Here is a 22,452-nt window from a genome sequence, read left to right on the forward strand (position 1 = left end):
AACGCGAAGAAGACTCAAGGAGATTTTTAGATGCTGCACAAATCCATTTTCGGCGGCGCCTTCCTTGCCGCCTGCCTGATCGCGGGCCAGGCGCAGGCGGAAACCCTGGTCGCCATCGCCGGACCGATGAGCGGGCAATACGCCTCCGCCGGAGACCAGATCAAACAGGGCGCGGACCTCGCGCTTGCCGACATCAACGCCAAGGGCGGCGTGCTCGGCCAGAAGCTCAAGCTGGTGGTCGGCGACGACGCCTGCGACCCCAAGCAGGCGGTCGCGGTGGCCAACCGCATGGTCACCTCCGGCATCGTCTTCATGCACGGGCACTGGTGCTCCAGCTCCACCATTCCGGCCTCCGACATCTATAACGAGGCCGCGATCCCGATGGCCACGGTGTCCACCAATCCGCAGGTCACCGAGCGCGGGCTGAAGAACATTTTCCGCATCATGGGCCGCGACGACCAGCAGGGGATGGTCGCGGGCACCTACATCGTCAAGAACTACGGCAAGAGCAAGATCGCCGTGGTGGACGACAAGAGCGCCTACGGCAAGGGCCTGGCCACCGAAATGGCCAAGGCGATCAAGGCCGCGGGGATCAAGCCGGCGATCGAGGAATCCATCACCGCGGGCGAACGCGACTATTCCAGCCTGGTCACCAAGCTCAAGGCCGCCGGCGTCAAGATCATGGCCTACGGCGGCTACCACACCGAGGTCGGGCTGATCGTCCGCCAGGCCAAGGAGGCGGGCCTCGATCTTTTGGTCATGGGCGGCGACACCATGACCAACTCCGAACTCGCCAGCATCGCCGGAGCGGCCGCCAACAACGTGCTGTTCACCTTCTCGCCCGATCCGCGCAAGATTCCCAGCGCCAAGTCCGTGGTCGCGGAGTTCCGCAAGAAGAACATCGAGCCGGAAGGCTACGTGCTCTACGCCTATGCCGCGATGCAGCTGTTCGACCAGGCCGCGACCAAGGCGAAAAGCGTGAAGTACAAGCCGCTGCGCGACGCCATGGCCGCCGGAACCTTCGATACGGTGATCGGCCAGCTCTCCTTCAACGCCAAGGGCGACCTCAAGGTGCCGGGCTTCGTGGTCTATCGCTGGAAGGACGGCAAATACGACACGGTGCAGTAACGCCGCTCGTCAGCCGGGAAAAAGGCCGGATATGCTCCGGCCTTTTTTGTTGAGGGGAATACGAAAACTTTGCGAGGGGACATCTCCGCCTCGGAAACGCCCGCTGGGCGTTTACGCCGCCTTCGGCGATCGGCTACGATCCCCTCGCGCTCCCCATAACCTTGGTTTTTGCGCGAAGCGCGATAGAACCGTGACCGCGGCGTGGCGAAAACCGGTTATGGGGTCAAGGGGCCTCCCGGCCCCTTGCGGGTCCGGGCGGAGCCCGGCCCGGTTTTTACGCCGACAGCAGCGAACAGAAGCGTTCCATATCGACGTTGCCGCCGGAGAGGATGACGCCGATGCGTTTGCCCTCGATCGCGTCGCCGAGTTTGCGCGCGGCGGCGAATCCGAGGCAGCCGGTGGGTTCGACGACGATTTTCATCCGGGCGGCGAAGAATCGCATCGCCTCCACCAGCTCGTCGTCGGCGGCGGTGAGGATGTCCGCGGCTTCGCGTTTCATGATCGCGTAGGTGAGGTCGCCGATATGCTGGGTCTGCGCGCCGTCGGCGATGGTTTTCGGCGTGTCGATGTGGATGATTTTGCCTTCGCGCAGGGAGCGCTGGGCGTCGTTTCCGGCCGCCGGTTCGACGCCGTAGATGGCGCAGGCGGGGGCGAGTTCGCGCGCCGCCAGGGCGCAGCCGGAGAGCAGGCCGCCGCCGCCGACCGGGGCGAACAGCATGTCGATGGGGCCCACCTCTTCGATCAGCTCCTTCGCCGCGGTGCCCTGGCCCGCGATGACGTGGGGATGGTTGTAGGGCGGGATCAGGGTGAGGCCGTCCTTCTCCGCAAGTTTGCGGCCGATCTCCTCGCGGTCTTCGCTATAGCGGTCGTAGGTGACGACGCGCGCGCCGTAGCCCTTGGTCGCCGCCACCTTGGCCGCCGGGGCGTCGGTGGGCATGATGATGGTGGCGGGGATGCCGAGGATGCGCGCCGCCAGCGCCACCGCCTGGGCGTGGTTGCCGGAGGAGAAGGTGATGACGCCCGCCTTCTTCTGCGCCGCGTCGAACTGCGCGAGCGCGTTGAAGCCGCCGCGGAACTTGAAGGCGCCCATGCGCTGCAGGTTCTCGCACTTGAAGAAGAAGGAGGCGCCGGTCGCGGCGTCGGCGGTGCGCGAGGTCATCACCGGGGTGCGGTGGGCGGCGCCATGGATACGGTCCGCCGCCGCGGCGACGTCGGCGTAGGTGGGAAGCGCGAAGGTCATTTTCGGTGTGTCCGTGTTGGGAGGGCCTATGGTGCGAAGCTTTGCACCAGGGAGCCCGCGATCAAGTACCAGCCGTCGATGAGGACGAAAAAGATCAGCTTGAACGGCAGGGCCAGCATGATCGGCGGCAGCATCATCATGCCCATGGACATCAGCACCGAGGCCACCACCATGTCGATGATGATGAACGGCAGGTAGAGCAAAAAGCCGATCTCGAAGGCGCGCTTGAGTTCGCTGATCATGAACGCGGGGATCAGCGCGGAATAGGGGAGCGCGTCGGGTTCGGTGTTTTCCGGCACCTTGGCCATATCGACGAAGAGGGAGAGGTCGCGCTCGCCGACGTTCTTCATCATGAAGTCGTGGAACGGCTTGGCGGCGCGTTCCAGCGCCTCGCCCTCGGTGATCTGCTCGTTGATCAGGGGGCGCACGCCCTCGTTCCAGGAGCGCTCGAAGGTCGGCGTCATGACGAAGAAGGTGAGGAACATCGCCAGCGAGAGCAGCACCATGTTGGGCGGCGTGGTGTTGGTGCCGATCGCCTGGCGCAGCATCGCCAGCACCACGGCGATGCGGGTGAACGACGTGACCATGAGGAGGATGCTGGGCGCAAGCGACAGCACGGTGATCAGCAGGACGAGCTGGATCACCCGCGAGGTGCTGCTGCCGCCGCCCTGGCCGCCGAGGTCGATGTTCACCGATTGCGCCAGCGCGAGCCCGGGCAGCAGCACGAGGAGGAGCGCAAGCGGCAGGGCGCAGGCGAGGATGCGGCGGCGGCTCATGCGTCGTCTCCGGGTTCGTCGATGCGGATGCCGGGGCGGAGGATGCGGGCCTCGCCGCCGCTCTCCGAAACGATGTCGCGGAAGCGCACGCGGGAGAGCGGGTCTTCGGCCTCCGCGGGCGGCGCGATGCCGGTTTCGACGACAAGGTCGTTCTGCCCGCCGATCAGCAGCAGGTGCTGGGTTTCGTCGCGGGAGACGAGAACCAGGCGGCGCTGCGCGTCGATCGGGCGGATTTCGAGGATGGCGAGGCGGCGCGATTTCGCCGCGCCGCGCGCCACCGTCATGCCCACGCCGAGGCGGCGGATCAGCCACGCGGCAAGCAGGATCAGCCCGATGATGAGGATGAGGATGGCCGTCAGGCGGCCGAGGGTTGCGCCGTTGATCAGCGAGTCAGGGGTCAAGAGCGGTCGCTCCCCGGTTGCGTGCGGTGGCGTTGCGCCGGTGGGTGTTGAGGATTTTTGCATAGGCGTCGAGGTCGGCGTCGAGGGCGTTGAGCGCGAGCGCGGCCTGGCGGCGGCGGTCCGGCGGCAGATCGCCCGCCAGCGCGCACAGCGCCGCGACCTCGTCGGCGAGGTCGGGCATCTCGGCGACGATGCCGCGGGAGAGGGTGCGGTTGGCCTCGTCGATGCCGCGGCGCAGCGCCTGGATGCGGATCATCAGGTCGGAATAGGGCGAGGCGGCAAGCGTCATGGCGCGGCCTCCGGCGCGGGCGGCAGGACGCCGTTGGCGCGGTAGACGTAGGCGAGGATTTCCGCCACCGCGGTGAAGGCCTCCAGCGGAATCTCGGTGTCCACCGGGATCGCCGCGAGAATCTCCACCAGGTCCGCGTCCTCGCGCACCTTCACCCCGTTGGCGAAGGCCAGCGCGAGAATCTGCTCCGCCAGCGCGCCGTGGCCGGAGGCGACGATGCGCGGCGCATCGTCGGTGGCGGCGTCGTAGGCAAGCGCCACCGCGACCTGATCGAGGTCGTGGGCGGGCTTCTTGGCGCGGTCGTTCGGGTCGGATGTGCTCATCGCCTATCGATCCCCCAGGGGAGACTCAAGGAATCAGTATCCCGCCCCGCTCTAAAAAATCCCTTAACATCCCCGGCCCGCGGCTTTTACCGAATGTTAAAGGGCCGGGGCGATACTGGGTTCCGGCGGCGAGCGCCCGCAATGCGGCGCGGCCTCCTCCGAGGCAAGGGATCAGGGCGGATGGATCTGCAGAATCTCACCTTCTTCCAGATGGCGCAGGAGCGCATGGACTGGCTGGCGCAGCGGCAGAAAGTGGTGTCGCAGAACCTCGCCAACGCCAACACGCCGGGTTATGCCGCCAAGGACCTGAAGGAGATCGACTTCAAGGACGCCCTGTCGCGCACCCTGGCGAAGGATAGCCAGTCGGTGGCGGTGGCCCGCACCGATCCCAAGCATTTGAGCGGCTCCCTGCCGAAGAGCGGACCCTACCGCGTCGAGACGGTGCGCCGCCCCTACGAATACACCCTGGACAAGAACGGGGTGGATGTGGAGGAACAGATGGCCAAGGCGGCGAACAACCGCACGCAATATGAGGTCGCGGCCAATCTCTTCTCCAAGAACATCAACATGATCAAAACCGCGCTCGGGCGCGGCGGATCGTGACCGCGTGAAGGAGGTGGGCGATGGATGATCTGCTGGTCGGCGCGCAGATTTCGACCTCGGGGATGAAGGCCCAGGCGACGCGGCTGCGCGTCGTCTCGGAAAACATCGCCAATGCCGATTCCGTCGGCACCAAACCGGGTGAGGCGCCCTATCGCCGCAAGACCCTGTCGTTCAAAAGCGAGCTCAACCGCACCACCGGCGCGGAGGAGGTGAAAGTGAACAAGATCGCCACGGACCGTTCGGACTTCGAGAAGCGCTACGACCCCACCCATCCGGCGGCGGGCGCGGACGGCTACGTCAAGCTGCCCAACATCAACCCGCTGGTGGAAATGATGGACATGCGCGAGGCGCAGCGCGGCTATGAGGCCAACCTCAACGCGATGCAGATCAGCCGCCAGATGATCTCCAAGACCGTGGACATGCTGAAGTGATGGCGGGGGAGTACGCGCGATGACGATTCCGATCACCACGGCGCTCAACGCCTACCGCACCGCGGCGCAGGGCGCCGGGGCCGCCACCGGCGAAAGCGCCGCCGCCGCCGTCCAGCCGGGCCAGGCCTTCGCCGACATGATCAAGGACAACCTTACCGAGGCGGTGGACGCGGGCAAGAAGAGCGAGCAGATGAGCCTTCTCGCCCTGCAGGGCAAGGCGGACCTGCGCGAGGTGGTCAACGCCGTGGCCAACGCCGAGACCGCGTTGCAGACCGTCGTCGCGGTGCGCGACAGGGTGTTGTCCGCCTATCAGGAAATCCTCAAGATGTCGATCTGACGATCGGCGGGGATGCGCGATGAACGAGGCGCAGGTTCTGGAGATCGCACGGGAGTCGGTGCTGACCCTGGTGATGGTGGCGGCGCCGGTGCTGCTCGTCGGCATGGCGATCGGCCTTGCCATCTCGCTGTTCCAGACGCTGACCCAGATTCAGGAAATGACCCTCACCTTCGTGCCGAAGGTGCTGGTGGTGTTCGTCTCCCTGATTCTGCTGCTCCCCTTCATGTTCCACGAATTGCAGGTTTTCAGCGAGCATATGTTCGACCTGATGATCGCGCCGCGATAGGAGCCCCCGATGCTGGAGCAGCTCCTCGCGCTGGATATCTACCACCTCGGCATGGTGTTCGCGCGCATCAGCGGCGCCTTCCTGGCGCTGCCGGGATTCGCCGCCTCCTATGTGCAGGTGCGGATCCGCCTGTTCATCGCCATCGGCGTCAGCATCGCCATCCTCCCCCTGGTGATCGACCAGATTCCGCCGCCGCCCGGCGCCGCGGGCGGGCTGGTCCGCCTCATCGCCTACGAGATCACGGTGGGGGTGTTCGTCGGCGTGCTGGCGCAGATGCTGATCACCGCGCTGCACTTCGCGGGCACCGTGGCGGGGCTCACCTCCGGCCTCGCCAACGCCTTCGTCTTCGACCCGGTGAGCGAGTCGCAGGGCGCGCTGATCACCGGCTTCCTCAACCTCGTGGCGCTGGTGCTGATCTTCGTCACCGGCATTCACATGGTGATGCTGGAGGCGGTGGCGGAGACCTTTTCGCTGTTCCCGCCGGGGGGCGTGATCCCTACCGGCGACATGGCCGACTATCTGGCCCACGCGCTGTCGCGCAGCTTCGCCATCGGTCTGCGCCTGGCCTCGCCGTTCATCGTGTTCTCCATCGTCTTCCAGACCGCGATGGGCGTGACCGCGCGCCTGATGCCGCAGATGAACGTGTTCTTCGTCGGCCTGCCGGCGCAGATTCTGCTGGGGCTGTCGCTGTTGATGCTGGTGCTGCCGACCATCATGCTGTGGTTCATGACGCATTACGAGGACAGCCTGCGCGGCCTGTTCGCGCCCGTGGGATAGGGAGAGTTCCGCGCGATGTCGGAAGAAGACGACGCATCAAAAACCGAAGAACCCACGGGAAAACGCCTGGAAAAGGCGCGGGAGGAAGGCAACGTCCCGATTTCCCAGGAAATCAAGAGCCTGATGATGCTGATCGGCGGCATCGTCGCGGTGGGGATGTTCGCGCCCAGGATGGCGCGCGACCTCTCCAACCTGTTGCGGCCCTTCATCGCGCGGCCGCACGAATTGCCCACCGATTTCGAGGGCCTGCGCGGCCTGCTGGCGGGCACGCTTCTCCAGGTCGGGCTGATCCTGCTGTTTCCGATCGCGATTCTGGTGATGCTGGCTTTCCTCTCGGTGGTCGGCCAGGTGGGCTTCGTCTACTCGCCGAAGCGCATCGCCCCCAGCCTCGACAAGCTCAGCATCATCAAGGGGGTCAAGCAGTTCTTCTCCCTCCGCCGCCTGGTGGAGCTGGGCAAGAGCCTGGCCAAGCTGGCGCTCGTCGGCCTGGCGCTCGGCTTCGTGGTGTGGCCGCAGCTCGACTGGATTCTCCGCCTGCCGGAGATGGAGACGGTGGCGATGCTGCTTCAGGTGCGGGTGATCATCATCATCCTCATCGCCACGGTGCTCGGCGTGATGCTGGCGGTGGCCTTCGCCGACATGTTCTTCGTGCGCTACCAGTCCCACAAGAAGCTGAAGATGACCAAGCAGGAGGTCAAGGACGAGCACAAGCAGTCCGAGGGCGACCCGCAGGTCAAGTCGCGCATCCGCTCCATCCGCCTGGAACGCTTCCGCAAGCGGATGATGCAGGCGGTGCCGCACGCCGACGTGGTGATCACCAACCCCACCCACTTCGCCGTGGCGCTCTCCTACAAGATGGAGGACATGGCCGCCCCCAAGGTGGTGGCCAAGGGCGTGGACTTTCTCGCCAAGCGCATCCGCGAACTGGCGGAGGAGAACGACGTGCCGATCGTCGAGAACCCGCCGCTCGCCCGCGCGCTCTATGCCAGCGTCGAGGTGGACCAGTTCATTCCGCCCGAGCACTACCGACCGGTGGCGGAGGTGATCAGCTACGTGATGAAGCTGAAGAAAAAGCGCTGACAGGCGGGGTGCGGCCTGACATGCTTCGAGGCGCGGCAACACCAGCGGCGGTATCGCCGGGGGGATGATGAAGGGTTTCAGCACCTGGGGCGCGTTGATCGTGGTGCTCGGCTTCGGAGTGATCCTCGGCAGCGCGGGCGGCGGCGGCGTTCCGACGTGGACGATGGTGGCGGGCGCGGGCCTCGGCCTCGCGGGCGCGCTTCTGATGCTGCGCGAGGCCTCGGTGTGGCAGGTGCTGCTCTCCCGCGCCGAGGCGCTGGACGCCTTTCTTGCGCGGGACAAGCGGGCGGTGCGCATCGTCGATGCCTCGGGCCGCACCATCGTCGCCAATGCCGAGGGACGGCGCTTCTGGGGCGTCGCCGACCCGCTCGCCGCGCTCGAGGCGCGGCTCTCCGACACCGAGGCGGAGCGCGAGGCGCTCACCCGCCTGCGCGGCGCCTATCAGGCCGGGCTGGACGACGCGCAGGATGTTTCCCCCCGCCCGGCGCGGGACGAGCGCCTGGGCGGCCGCGACTGGCTGCGCGTCGAGGTGCGCGCCCTGCCGCGCCCGGCGGGCGCGCGCCTGCTCATCGCTTCCGACATCTCGGCGCGCCGCGCCGTGGAGAACGTGCTCAAGGCGGAGCGCGAGGCGCTCAGCGATTTCCTCGATTTCCTGCCGGTCGGGGTCTATGCCCTCGATGCGGCGCAGAACTTCCGCTACGTCAACCTGGCGCTCGCCGAGTGGCTGGGCGCGGCGCCGGACGCGCTGCTCGGCGCGCCGTTCGCCGCCATTCTCGCCGAGGGTTCGGCGCGGCCCGAGGTGGACGGCGCGTGGCGCGGCCCGGTGCGCCTGCGCGGCGCGCGCGGCGCGGCGGTGCCCGCGCTGCTGGTGCAGTCCCTCTACGACGAGAACGGCGAAACCCTGACCCGCGCCGTGGTGGCGCGCGACGCCGCCGACGCCGCGGCGGAGCCGGGCGGCAACGCCGCCGGGCCGTTCGGCCGCCTGGTGTTCGACGAAGCGCCGGTGGGCATTGCGGTGGTGGACGTGGCGGGGCTGCCCTACCCGATGCTGGCGGAGGCCAACGAGACCCTGGCGGGCATGCTGGGGCGCGCCCGCGACGACCTGATCGGCCTGGCGCTCGGCGAGATCGTCGAGCCCGCGATGCGCGACGAGGTCGCCGCGGTGTTCTCCCGCGCCGCCGCCGGCCTCTCCGTCGCGCCGATGGAGGTGCGCCTCGACAGCCCGCGCGACCTCACCGCGATGATCCACATGCGCACCCTGCCGGGCGACGCCGCCGAGGCGGCGGAGGTTCCGGCGCGCCTGCTCGTCCACGTGGTGGACACCACCGACCGCCGGGCGCTGCAGATGCAGACCGCCCAGGCGCAGAAGATGCAGGCGATGGGCCAGCTCGCGGGCGGCGTGGCGCACGACTTCAACAACCTGCTCACCGCGATGATCGGCTTCTGCGACCTGCTGTTGCAGCGCCACGGACCGGGCAGCGCCTCGTTCACCGACATCATGCAGATCAAGCAGAACGCCAACCGCGCCGCCAACCTGGTGCGGCAGCTCCTCGCGTTCTCGCGCCGCCAGCCGCGCCAACCTGGTGCGGCAGCTCCTCGCGTTCTCGCGCCGCCAGCCGCTGCTGCCGCGCTTCGTGCGGGTGCCGGATGCGCTGGCCGAGCTCTCCCACCTGCTGCGCCGCCTCCTCGGCGAGACCATCGAGTTCGAGCTGGTGCACGGCCGCGACGTCGGCTACGTGCGGGTCGATCCCGGCCAGTTCGACCAGGTGATCCTCAACCTCGCGGTGAACGCGCGCGACGCCATGGTCGGCGGCGGCAGACTTTCCATCCGCACCGAGGCGCGCCACCTCACCGAGCCCCTGAAGGTCGGCACCGAAACCGTGGCCCCCGGCCATTACGCGGTGATCCGGGTTTCCGATACCGGCACCGGCATCGCCAAGGAGGACCTGGGCCGCATCTTCGAACCCTTCTTCTCCACCAAGGCGGGCTCGGCGGCGGCGGGCACCGGGCTCGGGCTCTCCACCGTCTACGGCATCGTGCGCCAGACCGAGGGCACGGTGACGGTGGAAAGCAGGAAGGGCGAGGGCGCGGCCTTCACCATCTATCTGCCGCGCTTCGACGAGGCGGCGGTGCGCGCCCGCGCCGCCGCGGGCGCGGCGGCGCCCAAACCGCCGGAGGAGGAGCCGCGCCGCGACCTCGCCCTGCCGCAGGGCAAGGTGGTGCTGATCGTCGAGGACGAGGACGCGGTGCGGGTGTTCGGCGCGCGCGCTCTCTCCGCCAAGGGCTACACGGTGCTCGAGGCCGCCGACGGCGAGCAGGCGATCGGGATACTCCAGGACCACGACGAGGTGGACGTGCTGATCACCGACATGGTGATGCCGGGCATGGACGGCGCGACGCTCGCCCGCCTGGTGCGGCAGGAATACCCGGCGATCCGCGTCGTCCTGATGTCCGGCTATTCGGAGGACATCGCCTCCGACGACCTCGCCGATTCCCCCGACGTGCTCTTCCTCGCCAAGCCGTTCTCGCTGGAGGCCCTGGCCGAGAAGGTGGCCGAGGCCCTGGAACGCCGCGACGCGGCCCCATGAGCTTATGCACGTTCTCTTTAAGTTCTTTCTCCTGGACATGAAGAACAAAACATGATCTTCTAGCCCCCACGCCCGGAGCGGTGACGTCCGCCGTGAAATATGGGATAACGAGGCTCGATCATGATGCAAACGGCACTTCGCCTGGTGGATAAGGAAACAATGGACAAGCAGAAGGCTCTGGAAGCGGCGGTGGCGCAGATCGAGCGCAACTTCGGCAAAGGCTCGATCATGCGCCTCGGTCAGCACGAAAACGCCGTGGATATCGAGGCGATCTCCACCGGCTCCCTCGGCCTCGATCTTGCGCTCGGCATCGGCGGCCTGCCGCGCGGCCGCGTCATCGAGATCTACGGCCCGGAAAGCTCGGGCAAGACCACGCTGGCGCTGCACGTCGTCGCCGAGGCGCAGAAGAAGGGCGGCACCTGCGCCTTCGTCGATGCGGAACACGCGCTCGACCCCTCCTATGCCCGCAAGCTCGGCGTCAAACTCGAAGACCTCCTGATCTCCCAGCCCGACACCGGCGAACAGGCGCTGGAAATCACCGACACCCTGGTGCGTTCCGGCGCGGTGGACGTGCTGGTGGTGGACTCGGTCGCCGCGCTCACCCCGCGCGCCGAGCTGGAAGGCGAGATGGGCGATTCCCACGTCGGCCTCCAGGCCCGCCTGATGAGCCAGGCGCTGCGCAAGCTCACCGGTTCGGTGTCGCGCTCCCATACCCTGGTCATCTTCATCAACCAGATCCGCATGAAGATCGGCGTGATGTTCGGCAATCCGGAAACCACCACCGGCGGCAACGCGCTCAAGTTCTACGCCTCGGTACGCCTGGATATCCGCCGCATCGGTCAGATCAAGATCAAGGACGAGGTCACCGGCAACCAGACCCGCGTGCGCGTGGTGAAAAACAAGGTCGCCCCGCCGTTCAAGACCGTCGAATTCGACATCGACTACGGCATCGGCATCTCCAAGACCGGCGAGCTGCTCGACCTCGGCGTGCAGGGCGGCCTGATCGACAAGTCCGGCTCCTGGTTCTCCTACAAGGACCAGCGCATCGGCCAGGGCCGCGACAACGCCAAACAGTTCCTCCGGGACAATCCGGAAATCGCGGCGGAAATCGAAGGCTCGATCCGCTCCAACGCGGGCCTCATCGTCGAGGCGATGCTCACCGACGCCACCGAACCGGTGGACGAGCCGTAAAACCAAAACTTTGCGAGGGGACTCGGTCCCCTCGCGCACCCCTTAAGTTTTTCGCCGCAAAGCGGCAGGCAACATTTCTGTGGCAACCGCCGCAGGTTTATGGCGCTTCGCACAAAAACCGGCGTTATGGGGTCAAGGGGCCTTCCGGCCCCTTGCGGGTCCGGGCGGAGCCCGGCCTGGTTTTCCCGCAGCGGCGGCGAAATTTTTGACTTCCTCCAGGGCGCGCGATACATAAGTCCTTCGCTTCGCGGGTGCCGGAAGGCATTGCGGAGAAGGGTCGAACATTTGCGCCGGTGAAAACGATATGACCACCACCACCAACGATATCCGTTCCGCGTTTCTGAACTTCTTCAAGGACCGCGGGCATCAGGTCGTCGAGTCCTCGCCCCTGGTGCCACGCAACGACCCGACCCTGCTGTTCACCAACGCCGGCATGGTGCAGTTCAAGAACGTCTTCACCGGGGCGGAGCACCGGCCGTACAACCGCGCCGTCACCTCGCAGAAGTGCGTGCGCGCCGGCGGCAAGCACAACGACCTGGACAACGTGGGCTACACCGCGCGCCACCACACCTTCTTCGAGATGCTGGGAAACTTTTCGTTCGGCGACTATTTCAAGGCCGACGCCATCGACTTCGCCTGGACGCTGATCACCAAGGACTTCGGCCTGCCGAAGGACCGCCTGCTCGCCACCGTGTACTCGGAGGACGACGCCGCCTTCGACCTGTGGAAGACCGTGGCCGGGCTGCCGGACTCCCGCATCATCCGCATTCCGACCTCCGACAACTTCTGGTCGATGGGCGATACCGGCCCGTGCGGCCCGTGCTCGGAAATCTTCTATGACCATGGGGAGGGCATTCCCGGCGGCCCGCCCGGCAGCCCGGACGAGGACGGCGACCGCTTCATCGAGATCTGGAACCTGGTGTTCATGCAGTACGAGCAGCAGGCCGACGGCGCCCGCATGGACCTGCCCAAGCCTTCCATCGACACCGGCATGGGCCTGGAGCGCATCGCCGCGGTGCTGCAGGGGCAGCACGACAACTACGATATCGACCTGATGCGCTTCCTCATCGAGGCCTCGGCGCACGCCAGCGGCGTGGACCCCGACGGCCCGCACAAGGTCTCGCACCGCGTCATCGCCGACCACCTGCGTTCCTCGTGCTTCCTCATCGCCGACGGCGTGCTGCCCTCCAACGAGGGCCGCGGCTACGTGCTGCGCCGCATCATGCGCCGCGCCATGCGCCACGCCCACATGATGGGTTGCCGCGAGCCGCTGCTCTACAAGCTGGTGCATGCGCTGGTCGCCAAGATGGGCGGCGCGTACCCGGAACTCGCCCGCGCCGAGGCGCTGATCACCGAGATTCTCAAGCTGGAGGAAAGCCGCTTCAAGCAACTTCTGGAGCGCGGCCTGCGCCTCCTGGACGACGAGACCGCGGACCTTGCCGCGGGCGGCGTGCTCGGCGGCGAGGTGGCCTTCCGCCTCTACGACACCTACGGCTTCCCCCTCGACCTGACGCAGGATGCGCTGCGCACCCGCGGCATGACCGTGGACGAGGCGGGCTTCAACGCCGCCATGGCGAAGCAGCGCGCCGACGCGCGCAAGGCCTGGGCCGGCTCCGGAGAGGCGGCGACCGAGACGGTGTGGTTCGACCTCAAGGAGCGGATCGGCGCCACCGAATTCCTCGGCTACGACACCGAAAGCGCGGAGGGCACGGTGGCCGCCCTGGTGGTGGATGGCCGGCCGGTGCAGACCGCGCAGCCGGGCGCGGTGGCGCTGCTGCTCAACCAGACGCCGTTCTACGGCGAATCCGGCGGCCAGATGGGCGATGCGGGCGAGATCACCTTCGTCAACGGCGCGCGCCTTTCCGTCACCGACACCCAGAAGAAGGTGGGCGCACTGCACGTCCACATGGGCGTGCTGGAGGGCGGGCCGGTCTCCGTGGGCGACGCCGCGCGCTGCGAGGTGGACCACGAGCGCCGCGCCGCGGTGCGGGCGCACCATTCGGCGACGCACCTGCTGCACGCCGCGCTGCGCCACCGCCTGGGCGACCACGTGACGCAGAAGGGTTCTCTCGTCGCGCCCGACCGCCTGCGCTTCGACATCAGCCACCCGAAGCCGCTCACCCACGAGGACCGCGCGGCGGTGGAGGCGGAGATCAACGACCGCATCCGCGCCAACCTGCCCTCCACCACCCGCCTGATGGACCCGGAATCGGCGATCGAGGCGGGGGCGATGGCGCTGTTCGGCGAGAAGTACGGCGAGGAAGTGCGCGTCGTCTCCATGGGCGAGGGCGAGGGCACCTATTCGGTCGAGCTTTGCGGCGGCACCCACGTCAAGCGCACCGGCGACATCGGCCTGTTCAAAATCGTCGCGGAGAGCGCGGTCGCCGCGGGCGTGCGCCGCATCGAGGCGGTGGTCGGCGCGGCCGCCGAGCACTACGTGGCCGAGCACGACGCCATCCTCGCCCAGGCGGCGGAAACCCTGAAGGCCCCGGTCACCGAACTGCCGGACCGCCTCCATCAACTCCTCGAAGACCGCAAGCGCCTGGAACGCGAACTCTCCGACACCCGCAAGAAGCTCGCCATGGGCGGCACTGCCGCCGCCGGGCCGAAGCAGGTGGCGGGGGTCGCCTTCGCCGGAAAGGTGCTGGAAGACGTGCCCGCCAAGGACCTCAAGGGCATGACCGACGAGATCAAGGCGCAGATCGGCAGCGGCGTGGTCGCCCTGATCAGCGTCGTCGAAGGCAAGGCCTCCCTCGTCGTCGGCGTCACCGCCGATGCGGTGGAACGCTTCAACGCCGTGGACCTGGTGCGCGCAGGCTCCGTCGCGCTCGGCGGCAAGGGCGGCGGCGGCCGCCCCGACATGGCCCAGGCGGGCGGCCCGGACGGCAGCAAGGCCGCCGCCGCGCTCGCCGCGATCGAGGCCGCGATGGCCGCCAAGGCGAATTAAAACCAGGCCGGGGCGCTGCCCCGGTCCCCGCCGGAGGGCCTTGGTCCCTCCGGGCCTCCCGGACACGTTCGAAGGAAAAGGGCCCCCCGCAAGGAGGGCCCTTTTTCTTCGAGCATGAATGGGGTCTGGGGACCGAGTCCCCAGCGGGTCCGGGCGGAGCCCGGCCCGGTTGTTCAGCCCATCGCGGTCTTCAGTTCTTCGTCGAGTTTTTCGAGGAACTGGGTGGTGGTGAGCCATGGCTGCTTCGGGCCGATGAGGATGGCGAGGTCCTTGGTCATGAAGCCCGCCTCGACGGTTTCGATGCAGACCTTTTCCAGGGTTTCGGCGAAGCGGGTGACCTCCGGCGTGCCGTCGAACCGGCCGCGGTATTTCAGGCCGCGGGTCCAGGCGAAGATCGAGGCGATGGGGTTGGTGGAGGTCTCCTTGCCCTGCTGGTGCAGGCGGTAGTGGCGGGTGACCGTGCCGTGCGCCGCCTCGGCCTCGATGGTCTTGCCGTCCGGGGTCATCAGCACCGAGGTCATCAGGCCGAGCGAGCCGAAGCCCTGGGCCACCGAGTCCGACTGCACGTCGCCGTCGTAGTTCTTGCAGGCCCAGATGAAGCCGCCGGACCACTTCATGCAGCAGGCGACCATGTCGTCGATCAGGCGGTGTTCGTAGGTGATGCCCGCCTTGGCGAAGGCTTCCGTGAACTCGGCCTCGTAGACCTCGGCGAAGAGGTCCTTGAAGCGCCCGTCGTAGGCCTTGAGGATGGTGTTCTTGGTGGAGAGGTAGAGCGGCCAGCCGCGCCCCAGCGCGTAGTTCATGCAGGCGCGGGCGAAGCCGCGGATCGATTCGTCGAGGTTGTACATGCCCATGGCGACGCCCGCGCCGGGGAAGTCGAAGACCTCGCGCGTCACCGCCGCGCCGCCGCCCGCGGGGGTGAAGGTGATGGTGAGCTTGCCCGCTTCGGGCACCAGGAAGTCGGTGGCCTTGTACTGGTCGCCGAAGGCGTGGCGGCCGATCACCACCGGCTGCGTCCAGCTGGGCACGGTGCGCGGCACGTTCCTGCAGATGATCGGCTCGCGGAACACCGTGCCGTCGAGGATGTTGCGGATGGTGCCGTTGGGCGACTTCCACATCTTCTTGAGGTTGAACTCCTTCACCCGGTCCTCGTCCGGGGTGATGGTGGCGCACTTGACGCCGACGTGGTGCTGCTTGATCGCGTTGGCGGCGTCGATGGTCACCTGGTCGCCGGTGGCGTCGCGGTGTTCCACGCCGAGGTCGAAGTAGAGCAGATCGACGTCGAGATAGGGCAGGATCAGCTTGTCCTTGATGAACGACCAGAGGATGCGCGTCATTTCGTCGCCGTCCAGCTCGACGATGGGGTTGGCGACCTTGATTTTTGTCATGACGAAGGCTCCCGATGAGGTGTGGGTGTTCGTTCAGGGAGTGGACCCTGCCGGGGAGCGCCCCGGGTTCATAGTAGACGCAATGTCTTTGGGGGAAACATAGGTCATCCCCCCACCGATTTGAACATCCGGCGCGCAAGGATTTTCGTCTGCGTCAGCGGCGTTGCGCGGCGCGCGGTTCGGTCGTAGGGTGGCGGGGGCGCGAGCAAGCCGCGAGGGGCGGGCTTTTTCGCGCCGCTTTCTCACGACGGTGTTGGGGTCGAACGTGAAACGCGTTGGAACTTATGGCGTTCTGGTTCTCGGGCTGGTGCTGGTCGGCGCCGCCCTGTGGATGTTGCGCGGCTCCTCCGACGAGGGGACCAAGCCCGCCGCCCCTGCCGCTCCGCCGGCGAAGGTGGAAAACGCGGTGCCGTCCGCGGTGCTGCCGTCGTTCGACATCGTGCGGATCAGCCCCGAGGGCGACACCGTGATCGCCGGGCGCGCCGCGCCGGGCGCCCAGGTGGTGATCTACGACGGCGAGGCGGAACTCGGCCGCGCCAAGGCCGACGAACGCGGCGAGTGGGTGTTCCTGCCCGAAAAGCCGCTGCCCCCCGGCACCCGCCGTCTCAACCTTGCGGTCTTCCCCGATGCCGACCCGGCGCACGCGCTGCGCTCGGAATCCGACGTGGTGCTGGTGGTGCCGCCGCCGGGAACCGGCGCGGTGGTGGCGGTGCAGCTGCCGGGCAAGGGCGGGGTTTCGCGCGTGTTACAGCGCCCCGGCGATGCCGCCGCCGGGCTTTCCATCGCCGCGGTGGACTACGACCGCAAGGGCAGCATCGGCGTTTCCGGCGGGGCGGACCCCGGCGCGATGATCGTGGTCTATCTCGACAACGCCGAACTGGGGCAGACCGCCGCCGCGGCCAACGGCGACTGGCGGCTACAGGCCAACCTCAGCCTCGCCGTGGGCACGCATACGGTGCGCGCCGACCAGTTGGACGCCAAGGGCGGCGTGGCGAAGCGGGTGGAGGTGAACTTCCGCGTCGATGCCGCCGATGCGGCGGTGGACGGCAACGTCATCGTCGTGGTGCAGCCGGGCAACAGCCTGTGGCGCATCGCGCGGCGCATCTATGGCGAGGGCATCGCCTACACCCTGATCTTCGAGGCCAATCGCGGCCAGATCCGCGACCCGGACCTGATCTATCCCGGCCAGAAGTTCGTCGCGCCGAAGAAGTGAAAGCGTGAGGCGGGGGTTCAGGCCCCCGCCGCTTCCTCCTGAACCAGGCGGAGCAGCGGCTTGTGCCAGGCGAGCGCCCGGCAGAGCCCGACCATCAGGCGTTCCGCCGAGACCGGCACGACGAGCGGGGACTCGGCGGCGAAGCGGATCGCCCCGTCGTCGCCGATGGAAAGCCCGTTTCCCACGTCATCCTGCATGATGTCGATCAGCGCGAGCACGCGGTTGCGCCGCGCCTTGTCCGCGCGCGGCGGCAGGGTGGCGATCTCGCCCGTCACCTTGAGCCGCGCCGCCTTGCCGATCTCCAGGTATTGCACGGAAAACCCGGAGTCGAGATAGCGGAAGGAGAAGCTGACCGGCCCGCGATAGGTCATCGGCGGTGCGGGGGGGAGGAGGACGATCTCGCCGTCTTCGACGCCGACCGATTGCAATTGCAGGGGAAGCACCTGCGCACCGATTTTGACCAGACGAGTCACTATGGAACCGCTCGAATAAAGCAAAGAGGCGACCACTCTACACTGCGCCGCAGCGCCCGCCAAGGCGTGAGCGGAGGGCGGCGCGCGAAGCGGCTTCCCCCGCGCGCCGATCCGTCCTACTGTGTGCCCGTCGAAACCTATGGGAATGTGGGATGAACCCGGTCGATCTGTCCTGGCGGCGCTATGTTCTGCCGCCGATGCATCCGGAGGGGCGGCGCTTCGTCGCGATCTTCGCCGTCGTCGCGCTGCTGCTGTTTTGGGCCTGGAAGCCGCTCGGCATCGTCGGCGCGGCGCTGACTTTGTGGTGCTTTTATTTCTTCCGCAATCCGGAGCGGGTGACGCCCGCGGGCGAGCACTGGGTGGTCTCTCCCGCCGACGGCATCGTCTCGGCGGTGGCGGAGGTGGAACCCCCGGCGGAGCTGGGCCTCGGCGATGCGCCGCGCACCCGCATCAGCGTGTTCATGAGCGTCTTCGACGTGCACGTGAACCGCGCGCCGACCGCGGGTGCCGTGGGCGCGGTCGCCTATCATTCCGGCAAGTTCCTCAACGCCACGCTGGACAAGGCGAGCCTGGACAACGAGCGCAACGGCCTGCGCCTCGACCTTGCCGAGCGCGACGGCCTGATCGGCGGCAGCCTCGGCGTGGTGCAGATCGCCGGGCTGATCGCGCGGCGCATCGTCTGTTTCGTGCGCGAGGGCGACGGGCTCGCCGCGGGCGAACGCTTCGGCCTGATCCGCTTCGGCTCGCGGCTCGACGTCTACCTGCCTGTGGGCGTCGCCCCCAAGGTGGCGGTGGGGCAGCGCATGCTGGCGGGCGAGACGGTGCTCGCCGATCTGCGCGCCGACCGCCAGGATGCTCCGGCGGCGGGGGAGATGCGCTGATGGCCCTGATTCCCGGCACGCGCAGGCGGCCGATCCGCAGCCTGCCGTTCAACGTCATCATTCCCAACGTGCTGACCCTGTTCGCGCTGTCCGCCGGGGTCACCGCGATCCGCTTCGGCATCGAGGAACGCTGGGAGCGCGCGGTGATCGCGCTGCTCATCGCCGCCATCCTCGACGGCCTGGACGGGCGCATCGCGCGGCTTCTGCGCGGCACCTCGAAGTTCGGCGCGGAGCTCGATTCGCTTTCCGACATCATCTGCTTCGGCGTCGCCCCCGCGATCATCCTGCACCAGTTCGCGATGCACGGCTCGGCGGGCATCGGCTGGGCCTTGTGCCTGTGCTATGCGGTGTGCTGCGCCCTGCGCCTGGCGCGCTTCAACACCATGATCGGCGATCCGGACCAGCCCGCCTGGGCCTACAACTATTTCACCGGCGTGCCCGCGCCCGCCGCGGCCTTCGTGGTGCTGATCCCGCTCATCCTCTCCAACGAGTTCGACCACAGCATCTTCTCCCACGCCGCGGTGGTGGGCGTCTTCCTCGCCGGGGTGTCGTTCCTCATGGTCAGCCGCATCCCCACCTTCTCGTTCAAGAAGGGGCGGATTCCGGTGCGCGGCGTGCTGCCGCTGCTGCTGCTGATCGGCGCGCTCGCCGCCTTCCTGGTCACCCAGCCGTGGATCACCCTGGCGGGCCTGGGGCTCGCCTACCTCGGCAGCATTCCCTTCAGCGTGCGGGCCTACCGCGCCCGCGCCGCGGCGGAGGCGGAACGCAGCGCCGAGGACGAGGACGACGACTTCGACGTCGGGCTGTAGCGTCAACCTAAAACTTCCCCGAGGGACTCGGTCCCTCCGGACCGCCCATAACTTTGGTTTGCGCGCAGCGCGATAAGACCATCACGCGGATAGCCGCTTAAAAATAAAGGGAGTCTGGGGCATCGCCCCAGGCGGGGCGCGGGGCGGCAGCCCCGTGAATTCAGCTTTTCCGGCGGAAGAGGCGCTTCAGCCCGCCTGACAGCCGCTCGCGCAGCAAGAGCGCGCACGGCGTCACCACCAGGGTCAGCCCGGTGGCGAAGGTGAGCCCGAAGACGATGCCGGTGGAGAGCTGCGTCCACCACTGCATCGACGGCGCGCCGACGGTGAGGTCGCGGTTCACGAAGTCGATGTTGACCATGAACATCATCGGCAACAGGCCGAGAATGGTGGTGCCGGAGGTCAGCATCACCGGGCGCAGGCGCTGTGCCCCGGTGCGCAGGATCGCCTCCCGCGGATCGGGGATCTCGCCCTTCAGGCGGTCGTAGGTGTCGATCAGCACGATGTTGTTGTTGACCACGATGCCCGCCAGCGCCACCACGCCGATGCCGCTCATGATCACGCCGAAGGGCTGGTGGGTGACCAGCAGCCCCAGCATCACGCCGAGGGTGGACATCACCACCGCGGAGAGGATCAGCCCCGCGGCATAGAAGCTGTTGAACTGGGTGACCAGGATCAGCGCGATGAGGAAGAGCGCGATGAGGAAGGCGCGGCCGAGGAAGGCCTGGCTCTTCTTCTGCTCTTCGTCCTGGCCCTTGAACTTGAAGGTGACCTCGCGCGGCAGCGGATTGGCGGCCAGCCAGCCGCGCAGGCGCGTCACCTGGTCGTCCACCAGGAGGCCCGGCTCGACGTCGGCCTTCACCGTCATCACCCGTTTGGCGTCGCTGCGCGTCAGCTTGCCGGTGCGCTGGTGCGGCGTGATCGAGACGAAGCCGGAAACCGGAACGCTGCCGTGCGCGGTGGCCACCCGCAGGCGGCCGAGCTGCTCGACGGTGCGGTACTCCAGGGGATAGCGCACCATGATGTCCACCTCGTCGTCGGCGTCGTCGGGGCGGTAGGTGCCGACCTTGAGGCCCTTGGTGACCATCTGCACCACGTCGCCGACGGCGGAGACGTCCACGCCGAACTTCGCCGCCTGGGCGCGGTCCACCTTGACCTCCCACTCGATGCCGGGGATCGGGCGGTTGTCCTCCACGTCGATGTAGCCGCCGAGTTCCGCCAGGCCGCGGCGCACGTGGTCCACCGCGGCGGGCAGGAGGCCGTGGTCGCGGCTGGCGAGCTGCAACTGGATCGGCCTGCCCACCGGCGGGCCTTCCTCCTTCTTGCGGATTTCCACCTCGATGCCCGCCATGTCGGCGGTGCGGGCGCGGATCGCGGCGAAGATCTCCTTGGCCGGGCGGCGCAGCTGCCAGTCCTTGAATTCGAGAGAGATCGCGCCGATCACGTCTTCCGCCGCCTCGCGGTCGGAGATTTCCCCCGCGCGGGCGTAGACGGTGTCGAAGGCGTCGCGGTATTCCAGCACCCGGCGTTCCACCGCATGCACGATGGCGTCGCGTTCCGCCACCGCCATGTTGCCGCGCGCATGCACATAGACCACCGCCTGTTTCGGCTCGATGTCGGGGAAGAACTCGACGCCGCGGCCGAACGCGCCATAAAGCCCCCAACTGGCGAAGAGCAGCGCCACCGCGCCCGCCACCACCCAGCCGGGACGGCGGAGCGCGCCCGCGAGCAGGCGGGTATAGGCGCCGGTGAAGCCCGAAAGCTGGGTGAGGTCGCCGGTCTCGCTCATCGACAGCGCCTTCAGGGTCTCGGGGTCGGCCTCGCCGGGGCGGCCGAACTGCGCCCCCAGGGTGGGCACGAAGACCAGCGCCATGAGGAGCGAGGCGGTGAGCGTCATCAGCAGGGTGATCGGCAGGTATTTCATGAATTCGCCGACCACCCCGGTCCAGAACACCATGGGCAGGAAGGCGGCGAGCGTGGTGGCGGTGGAGGAGATCACCGGCCAGGCCATGCGCTGCGCCGCGAGCGCATAGGCCTCGCTGCGGTGCACGCCCTCCGCCATCTTGCGGTCGGCGTATTCCACCACGATGATCGCGCCGTCCACCAGCATGCCGGTGGCGAGGATGAGGCTGAACAGCACCACCAGGTTCATGCTCTGGCCCATCGCCGCGAGCGCCAGGATCGCCATCAGGAACGAGCCGGGAATGGCGATGCCCACCAGCATGCCGGAGCGCGGGCCGAGCGCGCCGACGATCACCACCATCACCAGGATCACCGCGGCGATGACGTTGTTCTGCAAATCCGAGAGCATGGAGCGGATGTCGTCGGACTGGTCCTGGGAGAAGGCGGCGGCGACGTTGGCGGGCCAGTAGGCGCGTTCCGCCTCCACCGCCGCGCGCACCCGGTCGATGGTGTCGATGATGTTTTCGCCGGTGCGCTTGGAAACCTCGAGGGTGATCGCGGGCTGGCCGTTGACCCGGGCGATGCTGGTGGGGTCCTTGAAGCTCTTGCGCACCGAGGCGATGTCGGCGAGGCGGATCACCCCGTCGCCCGCCGCCTTCACCGGCATCTCCATGATGTCGCGCACGGTTTCCAGCAGGCCCGGCACCTTGATCGGGAAGCGCCCCTTGCCGGTGTCGAGCGTGCCCGCGGCGACCAGCTTGTTGGAACGGGAAACGAAGCCGGTGACGTCCTGCGCCACCAGGTTGTAGCTCTCCACCCGCGTCGGATCGACCACGATGTCCACCTGTTCCTCGCGGTTGCCGCCGATGTTGACCTCGAGCACCGCGGGGATCGCCTCGATCTCGTCCTTCAGCTCGCGGGCGATCTTGAGCAGGGTGCGCTCCGGCACCGCGCCGGAGAGGGTGACCACCAGCACCGGGAAGAGGCTGACGTTGACCTCGTGGATCGACGGCTCGTCGGTATCCGCGGGCAGGTCGGCCTTGGCGATGTCCACCTTGGCGCGCACGTCGGAGAGCGCCTTGTCGGCGTCGAAGCCCGCGTCGAACTCCAGCACCACGTTGGCGCCGCCCTCGTAGGCGGTGGCGCGCATCTCCTTCACCCCCTCGATGGTGCGCAGTTCGCGCTCCATCGGGCGGATCAGCATGCGCTCCGCATCCTCGGGCGAGATGCCCTGGTGCGTCATCAGCACGTACATGATCGGGATGTTGACGTCGGGCGAGGATTCCTTGGGGATGGTGACGTAGGCGTAGAGCCCGGCGATCAGCGTCAGCGCGAGGCAGAGCAGCACGGTGCGGGTGCGTCCCAGGGCGGCGTCGATCAGGCGGTTCATCG

Annotated in this window: 21 protein-coding genes and 1 pseudogene; 14 read left to right on the top strand and 8 right to left on the bottom strand. The window is 67.8% G+C overall.

Annotated features, from left to right (window positions below):
• The first annotated feature begins 30 nt into the window (after nt 1–30).
• On the top strand, nt 31–1,128 hold the full coding sequence (locus O7R11_RS03045) for a branched-chain amino acid ABC transporter substrate-binding protein (protein WP_337996012.1): 1,098 nt from the start codon (nt 31–33) through the stop codon (nt 1,126–1,128).
• A 274-nt stretch (nt 1,129–1,402) separates the two neighbouring features.
• Here the strand turns inward: O7R11_RS03045 and O7R11_RS03050 are convergent, their stop codons facing one another.
• From O7R11_RS03050 to O7R11_RS03070, 5 genes are read right to left on the bottom strand one after another with little or no spacing between them, the layout of a single operon-like run.
• Entirely contained in the window at nt 1,403–2,368 is a 966-nt protein-coding gene (locus O7R11_RS03050) for a threo-3-hydroxy-L-aspartate ammonia-lyase (RefSeq protein ID WP_337996013.1), read from the bottom strand.
• A 26-nt stretch (nt 2,369–2,394) separates the two neighbouring features.
• Nucleotides 2,395–3,144 (bottom strand): flagellar type III secretion system pore protein FliP, encoded by a 750-nt coding sequence (gene fliP, locus O7R11_RS03055; RefSeq protein WP_337996014.1) that lies wholly within the window; start codon nt 3,142–3,144, stop codon nt 2,395–2,397.
• Nucleotides 3,141–3,545 carry a flagellar biosynthetic protein FliO gene (locus tag O7R11_RS03060; RefSeq protein WP_337996015.1) on the bottom strand — a complete coding sequence of 135 codons (405 nt, stop codon included), beginning with the start codon at nt 3,543–3,545 and terminating at the stop codon, nt 3,141–3,143. The genes fliP and O7R11_RS03060 overlap by 4 nt, the downstream gene beginning before the upstream one ends.
• Entirely contained in the window at nt 3,535–3,834 is a 300-nt protein-coding gene (locus tag O7R11_RS03065; protein ID WP_337996016.1) for a hypothetical protein, read from the bottom strand. Before O7R11_RS03065 ends, O7R11_RS03060 begins: the two co-directional genes overlap by 11 nt.
• Complete coding sequence (locus tag O7R11_RS03070) at nt 3,831–4,157, bottom strand: EscU/YscU/HrcU family type III secretion system export apparatus switch protein (protein ID WP_337996017.1); 327 nt, start codon at nt 4,155–4,157, stop codon at nt 3,831–3,833. Before O7R11_RS03070 ends, O7R11_RS03065 begins: the two co-directional genes overlap by 4 nt.
• Nucleotides 4,158–4,337: 180 nt before the next feature.
• Here O7R11_RS03070 and flgB point away from each other — a divergent pair, with 180 nt between their 5' ends.
• The 10 genes and pseudogenes from flgB (at nt 4,338) to alaS (ending at nt 14,397) form a co-directional block, all read left to right on the top strand.
• Nucleotides 4,338–4,760, top strand: a complete 423-nt coding sequence (gene flgB, locus O7R11_RS03075) for a flagellar basal body rod protein FlgB (protein ID WP_337996018.1) — start codon at nt 4,338–4,340, stop codon at nt 4,758–4,760.
• Between the two features lie 20 nt (nt 4,761–4,780).
• On the top strand, nt 4,781–5,191 hold the full coding sequence (gene flgC, locus O7R11_RS03080; RefSeq protein WP_337996019.1) for a flagellar basal body rod protein FlgC: 411 nt from the start codon (nt 4,781–4,783) through the stop codon (nt 5,189–5,191).
• A 19-nt stretch (nt 5,192–5,210) separates the two neighbouring features.
• On the top strand, nt 5,211–5,528 hold the full coding sequence (gene fliE / locus O7R11_RS03085) for a flagellar hook-basal body complex protein FliE (protein ID WP_337996020.1): 318 nt from the start codon (nt 5,211–5,213) through the stop codon (nt 5,526–5,528).
• Between the two features lie 19 nt (nt 5,529–5,547).
• Nucleotides 5,548–5,814, top strand: a complete 267-nt coding sequence (gene fliQ / locus O7R11_RS03090) for a flagellar biosynthesis protein FliQ (RefSeq protein WP_337996021.1) — start codon at nt 5,548–5,550, stop codon at nt 5,812–5,814.
• Nucleotides 5,815–5,823: 9 nt separating this feature from the next.
• Nucleotides 5,824–6,591, top strand: a complete 768-nt coding sequence (gene fliR, locus O7R11_RS03095) for a flagellar biosynthetic protein FliR (protein ID WP_337996022.1) — start codon at nt 5,824–5,826, stop codon at nt 6,589–6,591.
• Nucleotides 6,592–6,606: 15 nt separating this feature from the next.
• Nucleotides 6,607–7,671, top strand: a complete 1,065-nt coding sequence (gene flhB, locus O7R11_RS03100; RefSeq protein WP_337996023.1) for a flagellar biosynthesis protein FlhB — start codon at nt 6,607–6,609, stop codon at nt 7,669–7,671.
• 205 nt (nt 7,672–7,876) lie between these two features.
• Nucleotides 7,877–9,181 (top strand): annotated as a pseudogene (locus O7R11_RS03105) (PAS domain-containing protein); the annotation flags it as partial.
• Nucleotides 9,182–9,254: 73 nt separating this feature from the next.
• Nucleotides 9,255–10,259 (top strand): ATP-binding protein, encoded by a 1,005-nt coding sequence (locus O7R11_RS03110; protein ID WP_337996024.1) that lies wholly within the window; start codon nt 9,255–9,257, stop codon nt 10,257–10,259.
• A gap of 120 nt (nt 10,260–10,379) precedes the next feature.
• Nucleotides 10,380–11,450 (top strand): recombinase RecA, encoded by a 1,071-nt coding sequence (gene recA / locus O7R11_RS03115; protein WP_337996025.1) that lies wholly within the window; start codon nt 10,380–10,382, stop codon nt 11,448–11,450.
• Between the two features lie 304 nt (nt 11,451–11,754).
• On the top strand, nt 11,755–14,397 hold the full coding sequence (gene alaS / locus O7R11_RS03120; protein ID WP_337996026.1) for an alanine--tRNA ligase: 2,643 nt from the start codon (nt 11,755–11,757) through the stop codon (nt 14,395–14,397).
• 173 nt (nt 14,398–14,570) lie between these two features.
• On the opposite strand, the gene O7R11_RS03125 is transcribed toward alaS, so the two are convergent.
• Nucleotides 14,571–15,785 carry an NADP-dependent isocitrate dehydrogenase gene (locus O7R11_RS03125; RefSeq protein ID WP_337996027.1) on the bottom strand — a complete coding sequence of 405 codons (1,215 nt, stop codon included), beginning with the start codon at nt 15,783–15,785 and terminating at the stop codon, nt 14,571–14,573.
• Between the two features lie 265 nt (nt 15,786–16,050).
• Between O7R11_RS03125 and O7R11_RS03130 the strand changes: the two genes are divergently transcribed.
• Entirely contained in the window at nt 16,051–16,998 is a 948-nt protein-coding gene (locus O7R11_RS03130) for a LysM peptidoglycan-binding domain-containing protein (RefSeq protein ID WP_337996028.1), read from the top strand.
• Nucleotides 16,999–17,015: 17 nt separating this feature from the next.
• Here the strand turns inward: O7R11_RS03130 and O7R11_RS03135 are convergent, their stop codons facing one another.
• Complete coding sequence (locus O7R11_RS03135; RefSeq protein ID WP_337996029.1) at nt 17,016–17,471, bottom strand: hypothetical protein; 456 nt, start codon at nt 17,469–17,471, stop codon at nt 17,016–17,018.
• A gap of 152 nt (nt 17,472–17,623) precedes the next feature.
• Here O7R11_RS03135 and O7R11_RS03140 point away from each other — a divergent pair, with 152 nt between their 5' ends.
• Together O7R11_RS03140 and pssA are read left to right on the top strand one after the other, a co-directional pair.
• Complete coding sequence (locus O7R11_RS03140) at nt 17,624–18,352, top strand: phosphatidylserine decarboxylase (protein WP_337996030.1); 729 nt, start codon at nt 17,624–17,626, stop codon at nt 18,350–18,352.
• Nucleotides 18,352–19,161, top strand: coding sequence for a CDP-diacylglycerol--serine O-phosphatidyltransferase (gene pssA / locus O7R11_RS03145; protein ID WP_337996031.1), 810 nt, complete (start codon nt 18,352–18,354; stop codon nt 19,159–19,161). The genes O7R11_RS03140 and pssA overlap by 1 nt, the downstream gene beginning before the upstream one ends.
• A gap of 160 nt (nt 19,162–19,321) precedes the next feature.
• Here the strand turns inward: pssA and O7R11_RS03150 are convergent, their stop codons facing one another.
• Nucleotides 19,322–22,450 (bottom strand): efflux RND transporter permease subunit, encoded by a 3,129-nt coding sequence (locus O7R11_RS03150; protein WP_337996032.1) that lies wholly within the window; start codon nt 22,448–22,450, stop codon nt 19,322–19,324.
• Nucleotides 22,451–22,452 lie beyond the last annotated feature (2 nt).

Source organism: Oleispirillum naphthae, assembly GCA_027864655.1.
Taxonomy (GTDB): domain Bacteria; phylum Pseudomonadota; class Alphaproteobacteria; order Rhodospirillales; family Rhodospirillaceae; genus Oleispirillum; species Oleispirillum naphthae.